Source organism: Streptomyces sp. NPDC104381 (genome assembly GCF_055583745.1).
The window spans coordinates 186,056-206,751 of the sequence record NZ_JBVJNK010000006.1 but is presented as its reverse complement, the minus strand read 5'-3'; the positions used below and the strand labels follow the sequence as shown (position 1 = coordinate 206,751).

At 71.6% G+C, this 20,696-nt stretch carries 22 protein-coding genes; 17 read left to right on the top strand and 5 right to left on the bottom strand.

Annotated elements, in window-relative coordinates:
• Nucleotides 1-102: 102 nt before the first annotated feature.
• The 3 genes from ACZ607_RS22025 to ACZ607_RS22015 all read left to right on the top strand — a co-directional run bounded on the left by ACZ607_RS22025 (nucleotide 103) and on the right by ACZ607_RS22015 (nucleotide 3,656).
• Nucleotides 103-1,020, top strand: a complete 918-nt coding sequence (locus tag ACZ607_RS22025; protein WP_469737017.1) for a MurR/RpiR family transcriptional regulator — start codon at nucleotides 103-105, stop codon at nucleotides 1,018-1,020.
• 78 nt (nucleotides 1,021-1,098) lie between these two features.
• Nucleotides 1,099-2,067 (top strand): N-acetylmuramic acid 6-phosphate etherase, encoded by a 969-nt coding sequence (gene murQ / locus ACZ607_RS22020; protein ID WP_469737015.1) that lies wholly within the window; start codon nucleotides 1,099-1,101, stop codon nucleotides 2,065-2,067.
• A gap of 35 nt (nucleotides 2,068-2,102) precedes the next feature.
• Nucleotides 2,103-3,656: a PTS transporter subunit EIIC gene (locus tag ACZ607_RS22015; RefSeq protein WP_469737013.1), complete on the top strand. Its 1,554-nt coding sequence runs from the start codon at nucleotides 2,103-2,105 to the stop codon at nucleotides 3,654-3,656.
• 12 nt (nucleotides 3,657-3,668) lie between these two features.
• On the opposite strand, the gene ACZ607_RS22010 is transcribed toward ACZ607_RS22015, so the two are convergent.
• Nucleotides 3,669-4,688 (bottom strand): helix-turn-helix domain-containing protein, encoded by a 1,020-nt coding sequence (locus tag ACZ607_RS22010; RefSeq protein WP_469737011.1) that lies wholly within the window; start codon nucleotides 4,686-4,688, stop codon nucleotides 3,669-3,671.
• Nucleotides 4,689-4,842: 154 nt separating this feature from the next.
• On the bottom strand, nucleotides 4,843-7,095 hold the full coding sequence (locus tag ACZ607_RS22005; RefSeq protein ID WP_469737009.1) for an ATP-binding protein: 2,253 nt from the start codon (nucleotides 7,093-7,095) through the stop codon (nucleotides 4,843-4,845).
• A gap of 270 nt (nucleotides 7,096-7,365) precedes the next feature.
• Between ACZ607_RS22005 and ACZ607_RS22000 the strand changes: the two genes are divergently transcribed.
• The 9 genes from ACZ607_RS22000 to ACZ607_RS21960 all read left to right on the top strand — a co-directional run bounded on the left by ACZ607_RS22000 (nucleotide 7,366) and on the right by ACZ607_RS21960 (nucleotide 14,592).
• Nucleotides 7,366-8,028, top strand: a complete 663-nt coding sequence (locus tag ACZ607_RS22000; protein WP_469737007.1) for a hydrolase — start codon at nucleotides 7,366-7,368, stop codon at nucleotides 8,026-8,028.
• 5 nt (nucleotides 8,029-8,033) lie between these two features.
• Entirely contained in the window at nucleotides 8,034-8,543 is a 510-nt protein-coding gene (locus ACZ607_RS21995; RefSeq protein WP_469737005.1) for a DoxX family protein, read from the top strand.
• Nucleotides 8,544-8,660: 117 nt separating this feature from the next.
• Nucleotides 8,661-9,245, top strand: a complete 585-nt coding sequence (locus ACZ607_RS21990) for a Dps family protein (protein WP_469737003.1) — start codon at nucleotides 8,661-8,663, stop codon at nucleotides 9,243-9,245.
• A gap of 46 nt (nucleotides 9,246-9,291) precedes the next feature.
• Nucleotides 9,292-10,122: an alpha/beta fold hydrolase gene (locus ACZ607_RS21985; protein WP_469737002.1), complete on the top strand. Its 831-nt coding sequence runs from the start codon at nucleotides 9,292-9,294 to the stop codon at nucleotides 10,120-10,122.
• Nucleotides 10,123-10,177: 55 nt separating this feature from the next.
• Entirely contained in the window at nucleotides 10,178-11,131 is a 954-nt protein-coding gene (locus ACZ607_RS21980) for an alpha/beta hydrolase (RefSeq protein ID WP_469737000.1), read from the top strand.
• A 14-nt stretch (nucleotides 11,132-11,145) separates the two neighbouring features.
• The gene (locus tag ACZ607_RS21975) at nucleotides 11,146-13,017 is read left to right on the top strand and encodes an amidohydrolase (protein ID WP_469737721.1); all 1,872 of its coding nucleotides are present in this window, start codon (nucleotides 11,146-11,148) and stop codon (nucleotides 13,015-13,017) included.
• Between the two features lie 17 nt (nucleotides 13,018-13,034).
• Nucleotides 13,035-13,757 carry a GPR1/FUN34/YaaH family transporter gene (locus ACZ607_RS21970; protein ID WP_469736998.1) on the top strand — a complete coding sequence of 241 codons (723 nt, stop codon included), beginning with the start codon at nucleotides 13,035-13,037 and terminating at the stop codon, nucleotides 13,755-13,757.
• A gap of 111 nt (nucleotides 13,758-13,868) precedes the next feature.
• The gene (locus tag ACZ607_RS21965) at nucleotides 13,869-14,036 is read left to right on the top strand and encodes a DUF5670 family protein (protein ID WP_124274063.1); all 168 of its coding nucleotides are present in this window, start codon (nucleotides 13,869-13,871) and stop codon (nucleotides 14,034-14,036) included.
• 202 nt (nucleotides 14,037-14,238) lie between these two features.
• Nucleotides 14,239-14,592, top strand: coding sequence for a PRC-barrel domain-containing protein (locus tag ACZ607_RS21960; RefSeq protein ID WP_469736996.1), 354 nt, complete (start codon nucleotides 14,239-14,241; stop codon nucleotides 14,590-14,592).
• A gap of 59 nt (nucleotides 14,593-14,651) precedes the next feature.
• Here the strand turns inward: ACZ607_RS21960 and ACZ607_RS21955 are convergent, their stop codons facing one another.
• Nucleotides 14,652-15,257: a Uma2 family endonuclease gene (locus ACZ607_RS21955; protein ID WP_469736994.1), complete on the bottom strand. Its 606-nt coding sequence runs from the start codon at nucleotides 15,255-15,257 to the stop codon at nucleotides 14,652-14,654.
• A gap of 229 nt (nucleotides 15,258-15,486) precedes the next feature.
• Here ACZ607_RS21955 and ACZ607_RS21950 point away from each other — a divergent pair, with 229 nt between their 5' ends.
• Nucleotides 15,487-16,494 carry a hypothetical protein gene (locus ACZ607_RS21950; RefSeq protein WP_469736992.1) on the top strand — a complete coding sequence of 336 codons (1,008 nt, stop codon included), beginning with the start codon at nucleotides 15,487-15,489 and terminating at the stop codon, nucleotides 16,492-16,494.
• A gap of 18 nt (nucleotides 16,495-16,512) precedes the next feature.
• Here the strand turns inward: ACZ607_RS21950 and ACZ607_RS21945 are convergent, their stop codons facing one another.
• Both ACZ607_RS21945 and ACZ607_RS21940 read right to left on the bottom strand, forming a co-directional pair.
• A complete protein-coding gene (locus ACZ607_RS21945) occupies nucleotides 16,513-16,746 on the bottom strand; it encodes a hypothetical protein (protein WP_099174079.1) in 234 nt (77 codons plus the stop codon).
• A complete protein-coding gene (locus tag ACZ607_RS21940; protein WP_469737719.1) occupies nucleotides 16,736-16,975 on the bottom strand; it encodes a hypothetical protein in 240 nt (79 codons plus the stop codon). Before ACZ607_RS21940 ends, ACZ607_RS21945 begins: the two co-directional genes overlap by 11 nt.
• A 119-nt stretch (nucleotides 16,976-17,094) precedes the next feature.
• On the opposite strand from ACZ607_RS21940, the gene ACZ607_RS21935 reads away from it, so the two are divergent.
• From ACZ607_RS21935 to ACZ607_RS21920, 4 genes are all read left to right on the top strand, one after another.
• Nucleotides 17,095-17,937: a helix-turn-helix domain-containing protein gene (locus ACZ607_RS21935; RefSeq protein WP_469737717.1), complete on the top strand. Its 843-nt coding sequence runs from the start codon at nucleotides 17,095-17,097 to the stop codon at nucleotides 17,935-17,937.
• Complete coding sequence (locus tag ACZ607_RS21930) at nucleotides 17,918-18,184, top strand: DUF397 domain-containing protein (protein ID WP_469736991.1); 267 nt, start codon at nucleotides 17,918-17,920, stop codon at nucleotides 18,182-18,184. The genes ACZ607_RS21935 and ACZ607_RS21930 overlap by 20 nt, the downstream gene beginning before the upstream one ends.
• A gap of 156 nt (nucleotides 18,185-18,340) precedes the next feature.
• Entirely contained in the window at nucleotides 18,341-19,996 is a 1,656-nt protein-coding gene (locus ACZ607_RS21925) for a sensor histidine kinase (protein ID WP_469737715.1), read from the top strand.
• A 35-nt stretch (nucleotides 19,997-20,031) separates the two neighbouring features.
• A complete protein-coding gene (locus ACZ607_RS21920) occupies nucleotides 20,032-20,685 on the top strand; it encodes a response regulator transcription factor (protein WP_469736989.1) in 654 nt (217 codons plus the stop codon).
• Nucleotides 20,686-20,696 lie beyond the last annotated feature (11 nt).

Sequence of the window (20,696 nt, the reverse complement as noted above, 5' to 3'; positions counted from 1 at the left end):
GCCCCATTGTCCCCCGCCCGTCCACCCGCCCGGCCTTGATCCTTCAGAGGTAGGGACCAAAGGGGGGTTGACGGGATTCGCCGGTGAAAATATCTTTCAAATGTGACCCATGACGTGAAGGAAAGTTTCAACGCGGACTCCCCGCCCGCCCCCGCGGCGCTCGCGGCCAAGGTGCGGACGCTCGCCCCGTCCATGACCCGTTCCATGCAGCGGGTCGCCGAGGCGGTCGCGGGGGACCCCGCCGGGTGTGCCGCCCTCACCGTCACCGGTCTCGCCGAGCTCACGGGCACGAGCGAGGCGACCGTCGTCCGCACCGCCCGCCTCCTCGGGTACCCGGGCTACCGCGACCTGCGCCTCGCGCTCGCCGGCCTCGCCGCCCACCAGCAGTCGGGCCGGGCGCCCGCCGTCACCGCCGACATCGCGGTCGACGACCCCATCGGGGACGTCGTCACGAAGCTGGCCTACGACGAGCAGCAGACCCTCGCCGACACCGCCGCCGGTCTCGACACGGTGCAGCTCGGCGCCGCCGTGGCCGCCGCCGCGACCGCCCGCCGCGTCGACATCTACGGTGTCGGCGCGTCCTCCCTCGTCGGCCAGGACCTGGCGCAGAAGCTCCTCCGGATCGGCCTGATAGCCCACGCCCACATGGACCCGCACCTCGCCGTGACCAACGCGGTGCAGCTCCGCTCCGGCGACGTGGCCATCGCGATCACCCACTCCGGCTCCACGGGCGACGTCATAGAGCCGCTCCGGGTCGCCTTCGACCGGGGCGCGACGACGATCGCGATCACCGGCCGCCCGGACGGCCCGGTCTCGCAGTACGCCGACCATGTGCTGACCACGTCCACGGCCCGGGAGAGCGAGCTGCGGCCCGCCGCCATGTCGAGCCGCACCAGCCAGCTCCTCGTCGTCGACTGCCTCTTCATAGGGGTCGCCCAGCGGACGTACGAGACGGCCGCCCCCGCCCTGTCCGCCTCGTACGAGGCGCTCGCCCACCGCCACACCCCGCGCAGCCGCTGACCCCCGCACCAGCACCCGCACCAGCACCCGCACCCGCACCCGCGAACCGTACGAGCACGAGAAAGCAGAGCGCTGTCCATGACCTCCACCACCGACGCGAACGCCGACGAAGCCGCTCCCGGCGGCTACGGCGAACTCCGCGCGCAGCTCGCCACCCTCACCACCGAGGCGTTCCGGCCGGAGCTCGCCGAGATCGACCAGCTGCCGACGCGGGAGATAGCCCGCATCATGAACGGCGAGGACGCCACGGTCCCCGCGGCCGTGGCCGAGAAGCTCCCGCAGATCGCCGCCGCGATCGACGCCACCGCCGAGCGCATGGCGCGCGGCGGCCGGCTGATCTACGCGGGTGCCGGCACCGCCGGCCGTCTCGGTGTGCTCGACGCCAGCGAGTGCCCGCCCACCTTCAACACCGACCCGTCCGAGGTCATCGGCCTGATCGCGGGCGGCCCGTCCGCCATGGTCAAGGCCGTCGAGGGCGCCGAGGACAGCAAGGAGCTGGCCGCCGCCGACCTGGACGCCCTGGCTCTCACCGCCGACGACACGGTGGTCGGGATCTCCGCCTCCGGCCGCACTCCGTACGCCATCGGCGCCGTCGAGCACGCCCGCTCCAAGGGCGCGCTCACCCTGGGCCTCTCCTGCAACGCGGACTCGGCGCTCGCCGCCGCCGCCGAGCACGGCCTGGAGATCGTCGTCGGCCCCGAGCTGCTCACCGGCTCCACCCGTCTCAAGGCGGGCACGGCGCAGAAGCTCGTCCTGAACATGATCTCGACGATCACGATGATCCGGCTCGGCAAGACGTACGGGAATCTCATGGTCGACGTGCGCGCTTCCAACGAGAAGCTGCGCGCCCGCTCCCGCCGGATCGTCTCCCTCGCCACCGGCGCCGGTGACGAGGAGATCGAGGCCGCGCTCGCCGCCACCGACGGCGAGGTGAAGAACGCCATCCTCACCATCCTCGGCGGGGTCGACGGCCCCACCGCCGCCACGCTCCTGGCCGACTCCGACGGTCACCTCCGCGCCGCCCTCGCGGCCGTCCGCACCACCTGACGCACCACTCCCCGCACAGCAAGGCACCACGCACCATGGCTACTGAAGACAAGAACCGCGCCACTGCCGCCGCGATCCTGCCGCTTGTCGGTGGCGCCGCGAACGTCAGCTCGATCGCCCACTGCATGACCCGGCTCCGGCTGGGTCTGCACGACCGTTCCCTCGTCGACGACGACGCCCTCAAGGCGCTCCCCGCCGTGATGGGCGTGGTCGACGACGACACGTACCAGATCGTCCTCGGTCCGGGCACGGTCGCCCGGGTCACCCCGGAGTTCGAGCAGCTGGTCGAGGAGGGCCGGACGGCCGAGGCCCCCGCGCCCGTCCACACGGCCGAGGAGCTGGCCGACAAGGGCGCGGCCCTCAAGGCGCAGCAGAAGGCGAAGAACGCCACCCCGTTCAAGCTGTTCCTGCGCAAGATCGCGAACATCTTCGTCCCGCTGATCCCGGCCCTGATCGGCTGCGGCATCATCGCCGGCCTCAACGGCCTCCTGGTGAACCTCGGCTGGCTGACCTCGGTCACCCCGGCCCTGGCGGCGATGGCGTCCGGCTTCATGGCGCTGATCGCGGTCTTCGTCGGCTACAACACGGCGAAGGAGTTCGGCGGTACGCCGATCCTCGGCGGCGCGGTCGCGGCGATCATCGTCTTCCCGGGCGTCGCGAACATCGACGCCTTCGGCCAGAAGCTCGCCCCGGGCCAGGGCGGCGTCCTCGGCGCCCTCGGCGCGGCGGTCCTCGCGGTGTACGTCGAGAAGTGGTGCCGCCGCTGGGTGCCGGAGGCCCTGGACGTCCTGGTCACGCCGACCCTGACCGTCCTGATCTCCGGCCTCGTCACGATCTTCGGCCTGATGTACGTGGCCGGTGAGGTCTCCTCCGCCATCGGTACGTTCGCCGACTGGCTGCTCTCCACGGGCGGCGCGGGCGCGGGCTTCCTGCTCGGCGGCTTCTTCCTGCCCCTGGTGATGCTGGGCCTGCACCAGGCCCTGATCCCGATCCACACGACGCTGATCGAGCAGCAGGGCTTCACGGTCCTGCTCCCGATCCTCGCGATGGCCGGTGCCGGCCAGGTCGGCGCGGCGGCCGCGGTCTACCTCCGTCTCCCCCGCAACGAGTCGATCCGCAAGACCATCAGGTCCGCGATGCCGGCGGGTCTGCTGGGCGTCGGCGAGCCCCTGATCTACGGCGTCTCGCTCCCGCTGGGCCGCCCGTTCATCACGGCCTGTGTGGGCGGCGCGTTCGGCGGTGGCTTCGTGGGCCTGTTCAACCAGCTCGGCGACTCGGTCGGCTCCACGGCCATCGGCCCGTCCGGCTGGGCGCTGTTCCCGCTGCTGGACGGCAACCACGGTCTGGGATCCACGATCGCCATCTACGCGGGCGGTCTGCTCGTCGGCTATGTCGCGGGCTTCGTGGCGACGTACTTCTTCGGCTTCAGCAAGGCGCTGCTGACGGAGTTCAACGTCTCCCAGGAGTCTGCCGCCTCGACGGTCGCGGCCACCGGTGGCGCCCCCGCGGCCGGTTCGGACCCGGGCTCCGGCTCAGGACCGGGCTCCGGCTCGGGTGACTCCCCGGCGAAGGCGCCGGCCCAGGTCTGAGGCACCGGCCGGTCAGGTCCAGGACCCCACCCCCAGGAGGGCGGTGGGGTCCTGGCCTGCCGAGGCGCGAAGGGCCCGCCATTCCACGGGGGAGTGACCGTGGACGGCGCGGAACGTCCGGCTGAAGTGCGCCGGATTGACGAACCCCCATCGCTGGGCGATGGAGGAGACGGTCGGGGGCGACGCGCTCCGGCGTGCCAGCTCGCGCGCGCACCGCTCCAGCCGCCGCTGCCGGATCAAGCGCGCCACCGTGATGCCCTCGGCCTCGAAGAGCCGGTGCAGATACCGCACGGAGATGTGGTGCGCCCGGGCCACGGTGACCGGTGAGAGGTCCGGCTCGGCGAGGTGCTCGTCGATATGGGCGCGGATCCTGGCGAGCAGATGCCGCCGGGGGTCGAGGGTGATGTCCGCACCGCCGCTCCCCGAGGGCTGCTCGCGCTCGGCGACGAGGGCGCAGTACAGGTTCGCGACGCTCTCGGCGGACAGGTCCGCCGTCGCCGCCGAGCGCGGACCGCCGGCTGTGACCAGGGTGTCCAGGAGGGCCTTCAGGGCGAGCCCGAGCCCTTCCGTGGTCCGGACGACAGCGCCGCCCGCCCGCGGACCGGCGTCCCGCACCACCAGGACGCGCCGCGGCAGACGGACGATCCGAGCCGCGAAGGCTGTCGGGTGGTCCAGGGTGTACGGGGCTGCCGCATCCCACAGGAGCAGCTCTCCCGGTCCGGCGGTGACCGTCCGGCCCGCCTGCCCGAGGACCGCGGTGCCGCGCTCCTGGACGGCGAAGGCGACGAAGGGTTCGGGGTCGCCGTCGATGTGCCCCCGGGTCCGGCCGACACCGTGGGCCCCCGCCTCCAGGTCACACACCCGCACGAACCCCACCTGGGTGGTGCGCGACCGTCCGTGCCCGTCCTCCCGCCCCCCGGTGGTGACGTGCACCGCCCCCAGCACGTCTTCGAGGGCGGCGTACCACCGTCCTGTTCCTTCGTCGCGGGACGTCAGCAGGGACGTCGTCCCTGTCAGCGAAATATGGCTCACCCGGCTGCATCTCCACACGGTGCTCTGGCCCGGCGGCATCGGATCCGCCCTTCCCCACCCATGAACAGACAACCAGCGGGAACCCGGCGCCTCCAGGCAGAAGACAGGCAGAAACAGGCAGCAACAGGCGAGGCCCCGGGCAGGAACCCCGTGGTCACCCCGGGGCGTCGAGCAGGGCCAGCCGCTCGCGCGCCACGGTCACCCGCTGCGGATCGGCGTCCGGGCCGAGGCCCACGCAGCTCTCGAAGCAGTCGCGTGCCTCGTCGGGACGGCCCGCGGCCCGCAGGGCGTCGCCGAGTTTCACCAGGACGCGGCTCTCGACCCCGGTGTTCCCCATCTCCCGCGAGATGGCGAGCGCCGTACCGAACTGCTTCACGGCGTCCTCCCAGCGCTCCAGGCGGACCAGCGCGGACCCCATGCTCTGCTGCGCTCCGAACCTGGTGAAGACGGCGACGTGCGGTTCGATCCGGTCGACGTTCTCCTCGAGGACCTCCAGGGTCTTCCGCGAGGCGTCGATGGCGTCCTGCGCCCGTCCCTCGCACTCGAAGAGGAGGGCCCGGTGCAGCAGCACCTGAAGTATCCCGTGGACGTCGTCGGCGCGGACGAACAGCTCGGTCGCCTCGTCGGTGTGGCGGAAGGCCTCGTCGATCTCGTCCAGCAGCCGATGGGCCCAGGCGCTGTAGTGGTGGGACCAGCCCTGCTGCACCAGGTCGTCCGCCCGTTCCGCCACCTCCAGGGCACGGGCCGACACGGCCAGGCTCTCCCGGGGGCGGGCCTCGGCCAGCAGCCTCGCCCAGGCCAGATAGTTCAGCTGGGTGGCCTCCGCCACGGGCTCCCCGAGCACCTCGGCGGAGGCGACCGCCAGGCCGAAGACCTCGCCCCAGTGGCCCCAGAAGATCCACTGGTCGGAGAACCAGTGCAGCGCCTCGGCGACCTCCACCACCGTGGCGTGACGGCCCTCCTCCGAGGCGGCCCGGAGCGCGGTGAGCCAGTTGACCCCCTCCGCCTGGAGCCATTCCCTGGCGCGCTGGGCGCTCGACAGGTCGACGATGTCCCGCCAGGACTCCGGCGGGGCGCCGTGGTCGGGGTCGTACCAACGGCCGGCCACGACCGCCGTCCCCAGCAGCCAGCGGTACAACGTGTTCCGCGACCGGTCCACGGCGTCGGCCGGCTCGTCCTCGCCCAGCCGGGCCCGGGCGTAGAGGTGCAGCAGATCGTGCAGCCGGTAGCGGCTTCCCTCCGCGCCCAGCAGCCCCGCTTCGACGAGTTCCTCCAGGGTGTCCTCGGCGTCGAACACCCCCTGGCCGGTCAGCATGGCCGCGCACGCGGCTCCGGTGTCCGGTCCCGGCACCAGGGGCAGCAGCCGGAACATCCGCGCCGCCCCCGGCGTCAGCTGCCGGTACGACAGGTCGAAGGCCGCCTCCACCCGTACGTCGCCCGCCGACAGCACGTCGAGGCGCCGGTCCTCCTGCGCCAGTCGCTCCGCGAGCCGGCGCACGGTCCACCCGGTCCGGGTGGCCAGCAGGTTCCCCGCGACCCGGAGGGCCAGCGGCAGGTATCCGCAGCGTTCGGCGACCTCGGCCAGCGCGGCCGGTTCGGCCGCCGCGCGCTCGGTCCCGGCGATCGACGCCAGCAGGGTGCCGGCGTCGTCCGGACCGAGCTGTCCCAGCCACAGCCTGTGCACGCCCTCCAGTCCGGTGAGCATGCGGCGGCTCGTCATCACGGTCAGGACCGAGCCCGCCCCCGGCAGCAACGGGCGCACCTGTGCCTCGTCGAGGACGTTGTCCAGGATGAGCAGCAGCCGCCGTTCGGCGAGCACCTCCCGGTAGAGCGCCGCGTGCCCCTGCGGTCCGGCCTTGGAGAGCTCGCGGTCCGGAGTGCCCAGCGCCTTCAGCACGGTGACGAACAGTTCGGCCGGTCCGGGCGGGGAGTCGTGCGTGCCCCGGAGGTCCACCAGCAGCTGACCGTCCGGGAAGTCGTCCGCCGAACGCCTCGCGGCGTGCAGCGCCAGCGTCGTCTTCCCGGCGCCGGGTGTGCCGGAGACGGACACCACGACCGGCCGTTCCCGTGATTCCCCGGCCAGCCCGTCGAGCAGGGCCAACTCCCTTTCACGGCCGGTGAAATCGTCGACACTGCGCGGGAAGGAGCGCACCCCCACCGGCCGGTAGGCCGAACTCCGGCCGGCGCGCGCGGCGGCCAGCAGCCGTTCCCGCTCCGGTGCGTCGAGGGCCAGCCCGTCCGCGAGAGCGGCGACCGTACGGCGCTGCGGCGCGGCCCTCCGGTCGCGTTCCAGGTCCCCGATGCCCCGGACGCTGATGCCCGAGGCTTCGGAGAGTCCCTCGATCGTCAGCGATCCGGCCAGTCGCAGTTCCCGCAGCAGCGCCCCGAACGCCACCTGCTCGCCCATCCCGTGCCTCCCGTACTCGTGATCGCGGCACCTGCGCCGGGACGATCCACCTCAGAAGAATGATCATAAAAAATACTGACAAGAGGGTGTCCGCAGGGGCGGTGTCCACGGCCCGGACACCGAGGGCGTCCCGGTCGGCCGTGCGCTGAGGTGCTAGCCCCCGGGCACGGGGAGAAACACCGGCGGGCGGGACCGGTCATAGCTTCGGTCCGTGCCGGGCCGTGAGCAGACGGCGGCAGGCATCTCCGTCCGTTCCGAGAGGACTTCCTCATGTTCGACATCACCCAGGTGACAGCCGCTCCGAGCGCGGACCTGATCACGCCCGACAACGCGGTCATGCTCTTCGTGGACCACCAGCCGCAGATGTTCTTCGGCACCGGCAGCGGCGACCGTGTCGCGATCATCAACAGCACCGTGGGGCTCGCCAAGGCGGCTCGGGCGTTCGACGTGCCCACCGTCCTGACGACGGTCGCCGCCGAGTCCTTCTCAGGACCGCTGCTCCCGCAGCTCGCCGAGGTCTTCCCCGACAGCGAGATCGTCGACCGTACGTCCATGAACGCCTGGGAGGACGAGGCGCTGGTCGCGGCCGTCAGGGCGACCGGCCGCAGGAAGATCGTCCTGTCGGGTCTGTGGACCGAGGTCTGCCTGGTCCTGCCCGCGCTCTCCGCCCTGGAGCAGGGTTACGAGGTGTACGTCGTCTCCGACGCCTCCGGCGGCGTCAGCCCGGCCGCCCACGAGCACGCCCTCCAGCGGATGACCGCCGCGGGCGCCGTCCCGGTGACCTGGGTCCAGGTCCTCCTGGAACTGCAGCGCGACTGGGCACGCCAGGAGACGTACGGCGCCGTGATGGACATCGTCAAGGAGCACGCGGGCGCGTACGGCCTGGGCGTCGTGTACGCGCAGGCCGTCATCGGCGAGCACGCGGCCGGCTGACGTACGTGGACAGCGGCATTCTGATCCTGCGTCTGCTGGTGGGGCTGCTCGTCGCCGGGCACGGGGTCCAGAAGGTGAGCTTCCACCTGGGCGGCCGTGGACTCGAAGGCGGCACCGAGGAGTTCCGGTCCGACGGCTTCCGGGGAGGTGTCCTCACCGCACTCGCGGCGGGCGGCGGCCAGATCGGTTCGGGACTGCTGCTCGCCACGGGCCTCCTCACCCCGCTCGCCGCGACCGGCACCGTCGGCGTCATGACGGTCGCCGCCACCGTGAAGTGGCGCAACGGCCTGTGGGTGCAGAACGACGGGTACGAGTACCCGCTCGTGCTCATCGGCGCCGCCGTCGCCCTCGCCGCCACCGGCCCGGGCGCCTGGTCCCTCGACGCGGCCATCGGCCTCACGCCTTTCCCCCTGTGGTGGACGGCCGTGGTCCTGGCGGCCGGTGCCGGCAGCGGGCTGCTCGCCCGGCTCGTGCTGCACCGTGCCCCGGCCCCGTCGGCGGCCGTGCGGCGCTGAGCGCCGGCCGGCGCCCGCCCGCGCGGTGCGCCCTCCCCCACGGCCCGCGCCGACGGGGGCCCTTCACCCGATCCGTGCTGCCGGACGCCCGGCAGAGCCCTGAATTCGGAGCAACCGATGCAAGCCCCCACCACCGAGCCCCGCCGTGACGGCGGGCAGCCCCTGCTGCACCAGACCGGCGAGGAGACCCAGCCCTTCGGAACGCTCAAGCAGCTCCCGGTGGGACTCGGCCACGACACCCGGCTCTACGCCTGTCAGCGGCTGAACCACCTGCTCGCCGACACCCAGATCCTGTACTCCCTCTACAAGAAGCACCACTGGCTCATGCGCGGGGCGACCTTCTACTCGCTCCACCTGATGCTGGACAAGCACGCCGACGAACAGCTGGCCATCGTGGACGCGCTGGCCGAGCGGGTCCAGTCGCTGGGCGGCGTGGCCGTCGGAGACCCGCGCCATGTCGCGGAACTGACCTCCATCCCCCGGCCTCCCGACGGCGTCGAGAAGGTGCCGGTCATGCTGTCGCGCCTTCTCGACGCGCACGAGCGTGTCCTGACCGACGCCCGCGACGCCGCCGCCCGGCTCTCGGCCGAGGGCGACGAGGGAAGCAACGACCTGCTCGTCTCCCAGGTCGTCCGCACCGGCGAGGCCCAGGTGTGGTTCCTGGCCGAACACCTCGTGGACACACCCCTGGTGCGCGCCTGAGGGCCGCTCCACACCCACCACCCACCACCTCACGAAGGAGAACACCATGCCCCGCATCAAGGTCGCCGAAGGCAACTCCGCCCCCGTCGAGCTGTACTACGAGGACCACGGCACCGGCCGGCCGGTGGTGCTGATCCACGGCTGGCCGCTCAACGGCGCGTCCTGGGAGCGGCAGACCGCCGCCCTGCTCGCCGCCGGCCACCGGGTCATCACCTACGACCGCCGAGGGTTCGGCCGGTCCGACCAGCCCTCCGACGGCTACGACTACGACACCTTCGCCTCCGACCTGAACGAGGTGCTCACCGCCCTCGATCTGGAGGACGTCGTCCTGGTCGGCTTCTCCATGGGCACGGGCGAGGTGACCCGCTACCTCGGCACGTACGGCTCCGGCCGCGTCGCCAAGGCCGTCATGATCGGCGTCGTCCCGCCCTTCCTGCTCCGGACGGACGACAACCCGACCGGTGTGGACGCGGGCGTGTTCAAGGGGATCGAGGAGGCGATCGTCGCCGACCGCTTCGCCTTCATGACCGACTTCCTCGCCGACTTCTACAACGTGGACGTGCTGGGCGGTGAGCGCATCAGCGAGCAGGCCGTGCAGGCGAGTTGGAACGTGGCCGCCGGTGCCTCCGCCAAGGGGATCCTCGACTGCGTGCAGGCCTGGCTCACCGACTTCCGCGCGGATCTGCCCGCCTTCGACGTCCCCACGCTGATCATCCACGGCGACGCCGACCGCACCCTGCCCATCGGGGCCACCGCGATCCCGCTCTCGAAGAGCATCGCCGGAGCCGAGCTGAAGGTCGTGCCGGGCGGCCCGCACGGTCTGCTCTGGACCCACGCCGACGAGGTCAACTCCGCGCTGCTCGACTTCCTCGCCTGAGCCCGCCGCCCTCCCCGAGCCCTTTCCCAGCGTTCCTCTCCGAAGGAGTTCCTCCGTGCCCGACCGTCCCGTACTCGACCCCGCCGCCCAGGCGTTCGCCGACGCCACCGCCCGGCCCCCGTTCCTCTACCAGATCCCCCCGGCGGACGGCCGCAAGGCCGTCGACGACGTCCAGAGCGGTGAGGGCGTCCCGCTGCCCGAGGTGGACGAGGAGTGGATCACCGTCCAGGGCGGTCCCACCGGCACCGTCCGCGCCCGGATCGTCCGGCCCCGCGACACCACGGGCCCCCTGCCCGTGATCCTCTACATCCACGGTGCGGGCTGGGTCTTCGGCAACGCCCACACCCACGACCGGCTGGTGCGCGAACTCGCGGTCGGGACGGGGGCGGCCGTGGTCTTCCCCGAGTACGACCTCTCGCCCGAGGCCCGCTACCCGGTCGCCATCGAGCAGAACTACGCGGTGGCCCGCTGGATCACCGCCGAAGGGCACCACAAGGGCCTGGACGGGCAGCGCCTGGCCGTCGCGGGCGACTCGGTCGGCGGGAACATGAGCGCCGCCCTCACCCTCATGGCCAAGGAGCGCGGCGATGTGCGCCTCGCCCACCAGGTGCTCTTCTACCCGGTCACCGACGCCTCCTTCGACACCGAGTCGTACGGGACGTTCGCCGAGGGCTACTTCCTGCGCCGGGACGCCATGCGCTGGTTCTGGGACCAGTACACGACGGAGGAGTCCGAGCGGGCGCGGATCACCGCCTCGCCCCTGCGCGCTTCCCTGGACCAGCTGACCGGTCTGCCGCCGGCCCTGGTGGTCACCGCCGAGGCCGACGTCCTGCGCGACGAGGGCGAGGCCTACGCCGCGAAGCTCCGGGAGGCGGGGGTCGAGGTCACCGCCGTGCGTGCGCTGGGCACCATCCACGACTTCGTCATGCTGAACACGCTGCGCGGCACACCGGCCGCCGAGGTGGCGATCGGGCTCGCGATCAGCACCCTGCGCAAGGCCCTGGCGTGACCGGCGGGACGAGCATGCCCGTGGCGGGGATCCTCCCCGCCCGGCACCCCGACGGCCGGGCCCCGGCGGATCTCCTGGTCCGCAACGCGAAGGTCTTCACCGGGGATCCGGGGCGTCCCGACGCCCGGGCCGTCGCCATCCGGGACGGCCGGGTGGTGGGCGTCGGCGACGACCGGTCACTGGCGGGCCTGGTGGGCCCGGCGACCCAGGTCCTCGACGCCCTCGGCCGGCGGGTGATCCCGGGGCTCAACGACTCGCACCTCCATGTCATCCGCGGCGGTCTGAACTACGTCCTCGAACTCCGCTGGGACGGCGTACGCAGCCTCCGCCAGGCCCTGGCCATGCTGCGCGAGCAGGCGGGCCGCACTCCCAGGGGCCAGTGGATCCGCGTCGTGGGCGGGTGGAGCGCCGAGCAGTTCGCCGAACGCCGGATGCCGACCGTGGCGGAGCTGAACGCCGCCGCACCCGACACCCCCGTCTTCGTCCTGCACCTCTACCAGTCCGCGCTGATGAACCGGGCCGCCGTACGGGCGGCCGGCTACACCCGGGAGACCCCCGACCCGCGCGGCGGACAGATCGTCCGGGGCCGGGACGGGAAGCCGACGGGGGTCCTTCTCGCGGCTCCGAGCGCCCTCCTCCTGTACTCCACCCTGGCCAAGGCGCCCGCCCTGGACGAGGCGGACAAGCGGACGTCCACCCGCCACTTCCTGCGCGAGCTCAACCGCTTCGGCCTGACGTCGGCCGTCGACGCCGCCGGCGGTTTCCAGAACTTCCCCGACGACTACGCCACCGTCATCGACCTGGCGAGGTCGGGGGAACTCTCGCTGCGGATCGCCTATCACCTGTTCCCGCAGACCGCCGGGCAGGAGCTCGCCGACCTCAGGCGCTGGACCGGGACGGTCAGCCCCGGGGACGGTGACGAGTGGCTCCGCCTCAACGGCGCCGGGGAGAACCTGACCTGGGCCGCCGCCGACTTCGAGAACTTCTCCGAGCCCCGTCCCGAGCTCTCCGGGGACTACGAGGCGGAGTTCGAGCAGGCGGTCCGCCTGCTGATGGAGAACGGCTGGGGGTTCCGGCTCCACGCGACCTACGACGAGACGATCCGCCGCGATCTGGACGTCTTCGAGAAGCTCGCCGCCGAAGGGCTGTTCCCCGGCGGCAACTGCTGGCTCTTCGACCACGCCGAGACCGTCTCGGCACACAGCCTGGACCGGATCGCGGCCCTCGGCGGCGCCCTGTCCGTGCAGAACAGGATGTCCTTCCAGGGGACCGCCTTCCTCGACCGCTACGGAGCGGAGGCCACCGCCCACGCCCCGCCGGTGCGGGCCATGCTCGACCGCGGGCTGACCGTCGCGGCGGGCACGGACGCCACCCGTGTCTCCTCGTACAACCCGTGGGTCGCCCTGCACTGGCTGGTGACCGGCCGCACCGTCGGCGGAACGGCGCTGTACCCGGCCGAGAACCTCGTCGACCGGGAGACCGCTCTCGGTCTCTACACCCGCGGCGGGGCACAGCTGACCGGGGAGCAGGACGTCAAGGGCATCCTCCGGGAGGGCTTCTACGGCGATCTGGCGATCCTCTCGGACGACTACCTGACGGTGCCCGAGGCCGTCATCCCGGACATCGAGTCGGTGCTCACCGTCGTCGGCGGCCGGATCGTCCACGCGGCGGCGGAGTACGAGGGGCTCGACGAGGCCGTCCCGCCGGTCCGGCCGCTCTGGAGCCCGGTGGCCCACTTCGGCGGCTACCGGTCCGCCGGAGCGGCCCAGGCCGACCTGATGGCCGACGCCGTGGCCGAGTCCGACGACCACCGCCTGTGGCGCGTCGCGCGCGGCCTCACCCCCGACGCCCCGCCGCCCTTCCTCGACCCCTGCTTCCTCCACTGACCAAGGGAATCCCTCGTATGACCACCGCAGCCGGCGCGGAGCCGGACCCCTCCCCGGACCCGCCCCCGGGGCGCCGCTTCGAAGCGGATCTCCGGTCGATGACCCGGATCAATCTCCGTCCCATCGCCTCACCGATGCCACTGGGCTTCTTCACCGTCGCGATCGCCTCCGTGATGACGGCCTGCCTGCAACTCGACGTCCTCGGAGCGGCGGACCGCAGGGCCGTCGCCCTGTGCGTGCTGCCCGCCTTCTTCCTCCAGCTCCTCGTGAGCTCCCTGGCGTTCGGGGCCCGGGACGTGATCGCGGCGACCCTCATGGGAACCTTCGCGGCCTCCTGGCTGGCCTACGCCCTGGTCCTCGGCACCGGCGCGCCCGGCGGGACCCGTGTGCTGGGTGTCTTCAACCTGGCGCTCCTGTGCTTCGGGGCCCTGATGGCCGCCGTCACCCGGCCCAAGCGGGCCCTGTGGTTCGTGATCGTGGCCTCGTTGCCGCGCTGGGCCGCCACCGGTCTGTCCGGGCTGACGGGAGCCGAATGGCTCCGGTACACGTCCGGGGGGCTCGGCATCCTCGTGGCGCTCGTCGCCACGTACGCCGCGTTCGCGTTGCTGCTGGAGGACGTGCGCAGCGAAGAGGTCCTGCCCATCGGACGCAGCGGCCCCGCCCACACGGCGGTGGAGGGCGACCTCTCGGTGCAGCTCCGCAACCTGGAACGCCAGGCAGGAGTACGCCGCACACTGTGAGCCTCACCGCCCCCGGGACAGCACCCCGGGCACACCGTCCGGGCACTTTCGAAAAGAGTTGTGTGTAGCCGGAGAATTGGGGGGCACCAGCTGTCTCGGAGGTTGATAACTATGGTTCCCCTGCTTCTCGTTCTTCTGCTCGCCCTGATCCTTTTCGGTGCCGGTTTCGCACTCAAGGCACTCTGGTGGATCGCCGTGATCGTGCTGATCGTCTGGCTCGTCGGGTTCTTCGCCCGGTCGAGTTCCGGTGGGAAGCGCGGCCGGTGGTACCGCTGGTAGACCACTCCTACCAGCACTGATGCGGGCGGCCCAGGACCCCATGGTCCTGGGCCGCCCGCATTTTTCTGCCGTCGTGGAATTCACCGGGTGTGGCCCGGAAAAGTGCGGGCAGCCGAAAGAGAGAGCGGCACTCGTCCTCATCGCGACGATGATGCGCCGTGCCGAATGAAACCGTCGAGTAAGTCGAGGAAGGAGCCAATTCATGAGCGACAACCTGTGGGGCTACCAGCCCACGAGCGGTCACACTGCGGGCGCCGACCTGACCGGATACTCGGTCGAGGCGACGGACGGAAGCATCGGCAAGGTCGACAGGCACTCCGACGAGGTGGGCTCGGCCTACCTGGTCGTCGACACCGGAGTCTGGATCTTCGGCAAGGACGTCCTGCTTCCGGCAGGCACGGTCAAGGGCATCGACATCGAGCACAAGAAGATATTCGTCGACCTGACCAAGGACCAGATCAAGGACTCCCCCGAGTTCGACAAGCACAAGCATGCGGACGACCCGGGCTACCACGCCCAGGTCGGCGGCTACTACGACAGCTACCGCATCGTGTAGTCCGGGCGACACCATGATCAGAGGCGGGGTCGGCTCCCATCACGGGGCCGGCCCCGCTGTCAGTGCGGGAAGCCGTCCGTGAGCAGCGTGACGTCGAAGGGCGCGGGCAGCGGAAGGGGCTTCCCGAAGGGCACGGCGTCGGAACGCTTGTACGTTCCGTCCTCGTTGGGCTCGGTGAACAGCGTGGTCATCGCCCCTCGCGTGTCGAACCGGTCGATCAGCAGGTACATCGGGACCCCCGCGCGCGCGTAGGCGCGGTACTTCTTCGTCCTGTCCTCGCGGGCGTTCCCCTGGGACGTGATCTCGACGATCAGCAGCGCTTCCGACGCGTCCAGGGGGGCGCTGGCCTCCGGATCGGCTGCCGCGATCAGCTCGGTCGGCATCACGACGAGGTCCGGGACGTACAGCTTGTCGAGCGGCGCGACGTGCACACCGAGCGTCTGATAGATCCCCAGCGCATCGGGGAGGCCTCTGTAGAGCAGACGCTGCACCATTTCGGCGATGCCGTTGTGGTGAGCGTGAGGCGGCGGTACCAAGACGATCTGCCCTTCGTCGATCTCGGCGCGCCACCCCTCGGGCACGTCCAGTTCCTGCCATGTCCGCAGCAGGTACTCCCACGGGCGGCCCTCGGAGCCCTGATCGCTTTCGACCATCGCAGCGGTCATCGCAGGTCCCTTCTCCTGTGGCCTCGTGTGGGAGCGTAGATCGACGTTCCTGCGGCAGTCCGCCGCTTCCTCCAGCGTCCCACGATCGTGTGAGCGCCGCACCGACCTCACCGCAGGTGTCCCCCGTTCGTTCCGACCGGAGAACCGCACCACCGTTCATCTGCATCTCTCCGGGCAGACGCTGATTCCGGCACCGGGCAGCGCATGCCGAGAGCAAGGAGCGGAACGTATGACGAACGGCCCCACCACCTCCGAGGAACTGCGGGCGGAGGAGGGCAGGGACGGGCCACGGCACGGCGTCGTCCGTACCGCGTTCGGCGTGCTGCGCCGGGACGGGCGACCGCTGTCCGGGCTCACGGCGCGCGTGACCGGACTGGTCGCCCTGGGGGCCCTGCTGCTGACGGCCGTGGCGTTCCTCGCCGCCTGGCCCACGTTCACCGAGATACGGGCGGGCGCGATCCGGGCCGAGGAGTACGACGGGGACTCCTACGCCCCCGACGGCCGCCGGGTGCAGCACCTCTGGCTCATCCTCCTCGCCTGCCTGCCGTTCCTGATCCTCCTGCTGCACCTGGGATGCACCGCCGTCCAGAGGGCGGCCGCCCGCGCTACGGGGGCCGACGGGAGTCACGGCCGATTCCGTACGGTCCTGGGCGTGTACGTGCTGCGCGGGGTGCTCGTTTGGGCTCCGCTGGTCCTCGGGATCCTGGTGCAGGAGTACTTCACCACCACCCTGTTCCGCGAGCACACCGCGATCGTCCCGAAGTGGGAGTACCCCAACCTCTTCGAGGTCCTGCGCTACGGTCCGCCCCTGCTCGGCGCGGCGACCGCCCTCGTCCTCCGGCTCGGCTGGACCCTGGCCCCGGCCACCGCCGCGACGGACGGCCTCGGGCCCCGGGCCGCCCTGCGCCGCTCCTGGGCGCTGACCTGGAGCCGGACCTCCGCCGCCTGGTTCCGTACCGTGGCCGTCGCGCTGCCCCTGGGGCTGCTCACGGTCGGCGTGTACCTCCTGCTGCACACCGCCGCCCGGCCCCTGCGCTCCGGCACGGTCCACCTCGTCCTGGCGTGGGGCCCGGACAACACCTACGCCGCGTACGTCGCCGGGGTCCTCGCCCCGATCGCCGCCGCCCTGCTCCTCACCGGCGCCCTGGTCCTTCCGCCGGCGCACACGGTCCTCGCCGTACTCCAGCGGCGGCTCGCCCCGGCCCGGGAGCCGCAGCCGGCGGCCACCCGGACGTGACTCGCCGGGCCGCCCGCCTCAGGGCAGCCGCCCCTCCCGGTTGATCTCCCGCACCCGCGCCCGCAGCACGAGCCCCGGCGGGGCCGGCCGGACGGCTTCCGGCGGGCAGTCCCACTCCGCGCCACCGCCCGGCGGACGCAGTTGCACGTACGGTCCGACCCGGCCCATCACCCGGCCCACCCGTCCGTCCCGCCCGTCCACGGCGAAGGTCCCGGGCTCGGGCGTACAGGGCTCCAGTCCTTCAACTGTCATGAGCCGCCGCCGCTTCCACCTGCACACTCAGCCGCATGGCCGTCTCGATCGAGCACCGCCCGAGATCGACCAGCGGAGTCGGCTCGTTGGCCGCGCACGACACCGGGTCGACCCGCAGCGACGGCAGCTTCACGCCGACCCCCGCGAGTCCGGCCCGCAGCCGTGCCACCGCGTCCTCCGCCGCACGCACTCTGTCCGCTGCTTCTTTGCGCCGTTCCGTAGCCGTCATCATGATCTTCCCCATTTCCACGCTGAGTAGTGGGTATGCCTACACAGCGTGTCCAATTCATCGCTACCGTGGAAGAGGCGCAGTTCCAACACCACCAGATGTGTCATCAGGGAGTCGCATTGCCCGGACCCAAGAAGCTCGATCCCTCGTCCTCACCCCGCGCCCTCCTGGGCGCCGAACTCCGCCACCGCAGGGAGGCGGCGGGCCTGTCGCAGGACGACCTGGGGGCACCGCTGTTCGTCAGCGGCTCCTTCATCGGACAACTGGAGGCCGGTACGCGGCGCATGCAGGTGGACCAGGCCCAGAAGCTGGACGAGGTGCTGGGCGCGGGCGGTTTCTTCGTACGGAACTGCGCGGCGCTGAAGAAGTCCAAGTACCCGGACCACTTCGCGGAGGCGGCGGAGGCGGAGGCCGTTGCGGAGACGATCAGGGAGTACTCACCGCTGCTCATCCCGGGGCTCCTACAGGCCGAGTCCTACGCGCGGGCGGTCTTTCTGGGCTACAGGCCGACCGCCCCGGAAGAAGTGGTGGACGAGCTCGTCGAGGCCAGAGTCGCTCGGGCCAGCTTGCTGTCCCATCCAACAACACCCCTGGTTTGGACAGTTCTGGACGAAGCCGCCCTGCGACGAAGAGTCGGCGGTTTCGCAGTGATGCGAGAGGCACTGACCCACCTCACCAAGCTGATGCGGCAACGACGCATCATTGTCCAGGTGTTGCCATTCAGTGCGGGCGGGCACCCGGCCATGGGCGGACCGCTCAAGCTCATGACCTTCCCTGATGCACCTCCCCTGGCCTACTTGGACGGGCTGGGATCAGGACAGCTACTCGACGATCCGGCATCGGTGCGGTCGTACGAACTGACCTACGATCTACTGGTGGCCAGCGCATTGTCACCCGATGCGTCCCTGGCCTTGATCGATTCAGTGGCGGAGGATTACGCCCATGAAGATCAGCAGTTCTGACTACGACCTGACCACAGCGACTTGGCACAAGTCCTCCTACAGCGACGGCAGCGGCGGCAACTGCCTGGAGGTAGCCACCTGGCGCAAGTCCACGTACAGCGGCGGCAGCGGCGGTGACTGCCTCGAAGTCGCCGACGGCCTCCCCCACGTCGTCCCCGTCCGGGACTCCAAGGTCACCGACGGCCCGGCGCTCGTGTTCCGGACCGCCGCCTGGTCCGCCTTCATCGCCGACCTGAAGCGCGGCTGAGCGACTTTCGTCGTTCCGCGTCGCGACCAACGGCTACAGCGGCGCCGGACCGGAGGTCTCTACCGTGGGCGCGTGACTCGTCTGGATTCCGTGGCCCCCGCACACCCCGCCCCCGCCACCCGCGTATGGCCGGGGCGGGCCCTGCTCGCGCCGGAGATGTGGCCGGCCGGGCGCATCGTCGGCGAATCGTTTCTGAGCCTGGCACTCGCGCTGGCGGGGGTGGGCGCCGGGCTTCTGGACGACGAGAACACGGCGGTGGCCGTCGGGGTCGGCCTGGTGGCCGGGCTGTTGTCGCTCCTGCGCCGAGGGCTGCCCGCGGCGGTGCTGCTGGCGGCCGCGGCCGGTTCCGCGCCGTTCTTCGGGTTCGCGCCCCTGCTTCTCGTCGTCGCCTGGTCGGCGGGGCGCCGGATCGAGGGGCTCGGCAGGGCGTGCGGTGTCTTCGCCCTCGCGTACGGTCTCGCCCTCGGCCTGACCGCCGCGTGGGAATCGCACGCGTCGTTGCCGCTGCTGGCCGTCGCCGGGATGTTCATCCTGGTCGCGATCGTCGTGCCGGGGCTCGCGGGGCGTTACTGGTCGCAGCGTCGGACCCTGACCGACACGCTCCACGAGTACAACGCCCAACTCCTGCGCGAGCGGGCGATGCTCGTCGGTCAGGCCAGGATGTTGGAGCGTCAGCGCATCGCGCAGGACATGCACGACAGCCTCGGCCATCAACTCGCGCTGATCGCCGTGCACACGGGTGCGCTGGAGGTGGACCGCGCGCTGACCGACCAGCAGCGCGAGGCTGTCGGTGTGCTGCGGGAGGCGTCGGTGGCCGCGATGCACGAACTGCGCGACGTCGTCGGCGTACTGCGGGACGGTGCGGACGCCTCCCCGGCCGACGGTGCTCCTCAGGGAGACGAGGGCCCCGGGGCGCCGTCCCGTGGGGTGGCGGGCATCGACGAGCTGGCCGAGACGTCCCGGAAGGCCGGTACGGCCGTGGAGGTCCGGCGCTCGGGCGAGGTGCGACCGCTCGCGACCACCGCCGACCACGCGGCGTACCGCGTCGTCCAGGAGGGCCTGACGAACGCCCATAAGCACGCGCCGGGCGCCTCGATCTCCATCGGCCTGCGGTACGAGCCGGACTCGCTGGTCGTGGAGGTCGCCAACGGCCCGGTGGCAGAGCCGGTGCGCGGTGGTGTGGCGAGCGGCGGCCAGGGGCTGACCGGTCTTGAGGAGCGGGCCCGGCTGGTCGGCGGCATGGTGCACGCGGGTCCCACGGCCGACGGTGGGTTCCGGCTGGCCGGCGTCCTCCCGTACGCCTCCCCCGGTGACACGAGGAAGACGTTCGTCGCTCCGCCGGACGACTTTCGGGCGCAGATCCCGGCGGGCTCCGGAGGTGAGGCTGGTCCGGTCATCGAGTGGAACGGTCTCCCGAAGGAGTTGGCCAGGGCAGTGAACAGGACCAAGAGGGGCAACGGGATAGCCATCGGGTGCGGGGTGGCGGCCCTGGTCGGCGTGGTGCTGCTGATCGCGGTGGTGGTCGGGGTCGTCCTCCTCGTACGCGAGGCGGACAAGGCGATGATCGAGCCCGCGCAGTACGACGCGGTGAAGATCGGCCAGTCCGAGCAGTCCGTCCGTGACGCGCTGCCGCACGGCGACTCGTTCATGAACACCGGCCCGGGTGCAGGAGCGCCGCCGGAGCCCGACGGCTCGACGTGCCTCACCCTCCTCTCCTCGGAGATCGGGAGCAGCCTGGACGCGGACCCGGTCTTCCGGTTCTGCTTCAAGGACGGCAAGCTGATCGAGAAGAAGTCATTCGAGGCGACCTGAGGGAACATGGCAGATCAGAACCGCTCAGGAGAGTCGTGATCAGGGTTCTTGTGGCGGATGACGAGCCGCTGATCCGGGCGGGCATCCGGATGATCCTCTCCTCGGCCGACGACATCGACGTCGTCGCGGAGGCGGCCGACGGCCGTGAGGCGGTCGAACTCGCCCGCTCGCAGCGGGTCGACGTCGCGCTGATGGACATCCAGATGCCGGTCATGGACGGGCTGACGGCCCTGGGCGAGCTGCGCCGGGCGGCTCCCCAGGTGAGGGTCCTGATCCTGACGACGTTCGGGGAGCGGCACAACGTGCTGCGGGCCCTGACCGGGGGAAGTGCGGGCTTTCTGCTGAAGGACTCGGCCCCGGCGGAGCTGATGCGGGCGGTCCGGGCGGCGGCGGCCGGCGAGGCGTATCTGTCGCCGGGCGCCACGCGGCACGTCGTGGATTCGCTGGCGTCCGGCGGCACCACCCGGCGGGCGGAGGACGCCCGCCGGAGGCTGGAGAAGCTGAGTGACCGCGAACGCGAGGTTCTGGCCCTCCTCGGCGAGGGCCTCTCCAACGCGGACGCGGGTCAGCGGATCCATATGAGCGAGGCGACGGTGAAGGCGTACGTGAGCCGCATCCTGGCCAAGCTGGAGTGCGAGAACAGGGTGCAGGCCGCGCTGCTGGCCCGGGACGCCGGTCTCGGCGTGTAGGAGCGGGGCGG

Coding starts and splice junctions, on each gene's coding strand:
- murQ (WP_469737015.1), top strand. CDS start 1,099: ATGACCTCCACCACCGACGCGAACGCCGACGAAGCCGCTCCCGGCGGC.
- ACZ607_RS22015 (WP_469737013.1), top strand. CDS start 2,103: ATGGCTACTGAAGACAAGAACCGCGCCACTGCCGCCGCGATCCTGCCG.
- ACZ607_RS21925 (WP_469737715.1), top strand. CDS start 18,341: ATGTGGCCGGCCGGGCGCATCGTCGGCGAATCGTTTCTGAGCCTGGCA.
- ACZ607_RS21965 (WP_124274063.1), top strand. CDS start 13,869: ATGGTTCCCCTGCTTCTCGTTCTTCTGCTCGCCCTGATCCTTTTCGGT.
- ACZ607_RS21970 (WP_469736998.1), top strand. CDS start 13,035: ATGACCACCGCAGCCGGCGCGGAGCCGGACCCCTCCCCGGACCCGCCC.
- ACZ607_RS21975 (WP_469737721.1), top strand. CDS start 11,146: ATGCCCGTGGCGGGGATCCTCCCCGCCCGGCACCCCGACGGCCGGGCC.
- ACZ607_RS21950 (WP_469736992.1), top strand. CDS start 15,487: ATGACGAACGGCCCCACCACCTCCGAGGAACTGCGGGCGGAGGAGGGC.
- ACZ607_RS22005 (WP_469737009.1), bottom strand. CDS start 7,095: ATGGGCGAGCAGGTGGCGTTCGGGGCGCTGCTGCGGGAACTGCGACTG.
- ACZ607_RS22000 (WP_469737007.1), top strand. CDS start 7,366: ATGTTCGACATCACCCAGGTGACAGCCGCTCCGAGCGCGGACCTGATC.
- ACZ607_RS21985 (WP_469737002.1), top strand. CDS start 9,292: ATGCCCCGCATCAAGGTCGCCGAAGGCAACTCCGCCCCCGTCGAGCTG.
- ACZ607_RS21990 (WP_469737003.1), top strand. CDS start 8,661: ATGCAAGCCCCCACCACCGAGCCCCGCCGTGACGGCGGGCAGCCCCTG.
- ACZ607_RS21960 (WP_469736996.1), top strand. CDS start 14,239: ATGAGCGACAACCTGTGGGGCTACCAGCCCACGAGCGGTCACACTGCG.
- ACZ607_RS21945 (WP_099174079.1), bottom strand. CDS start 16,746: ATGACAGTTGAAGGACTGGAGCCCTGTACGCCCGAGCCCGGGACCTTC.
- ACZ607_RS21930 (WP_469736991.1), top strand. CDS start 17,918: ATGAAGATCAGCAGTTCTGACTACGACCTGACCACAGCGACTTGGCAC.
- ACZ607_RS21940 (WP_469737719.1), bottom strand. CDS start 16,975: ATGACGGCTACGGAACGGCGCAAAGAAGCAGCGGACAGAGTGCGTGCG.
- ACZ607_RS21955 (WP_469736994.1), bottom strand. CDS start 15,257: ATGACCGCTGCGATGGTCGAAAGCGATCAGGGCTCCGAGGGCCGCCCG.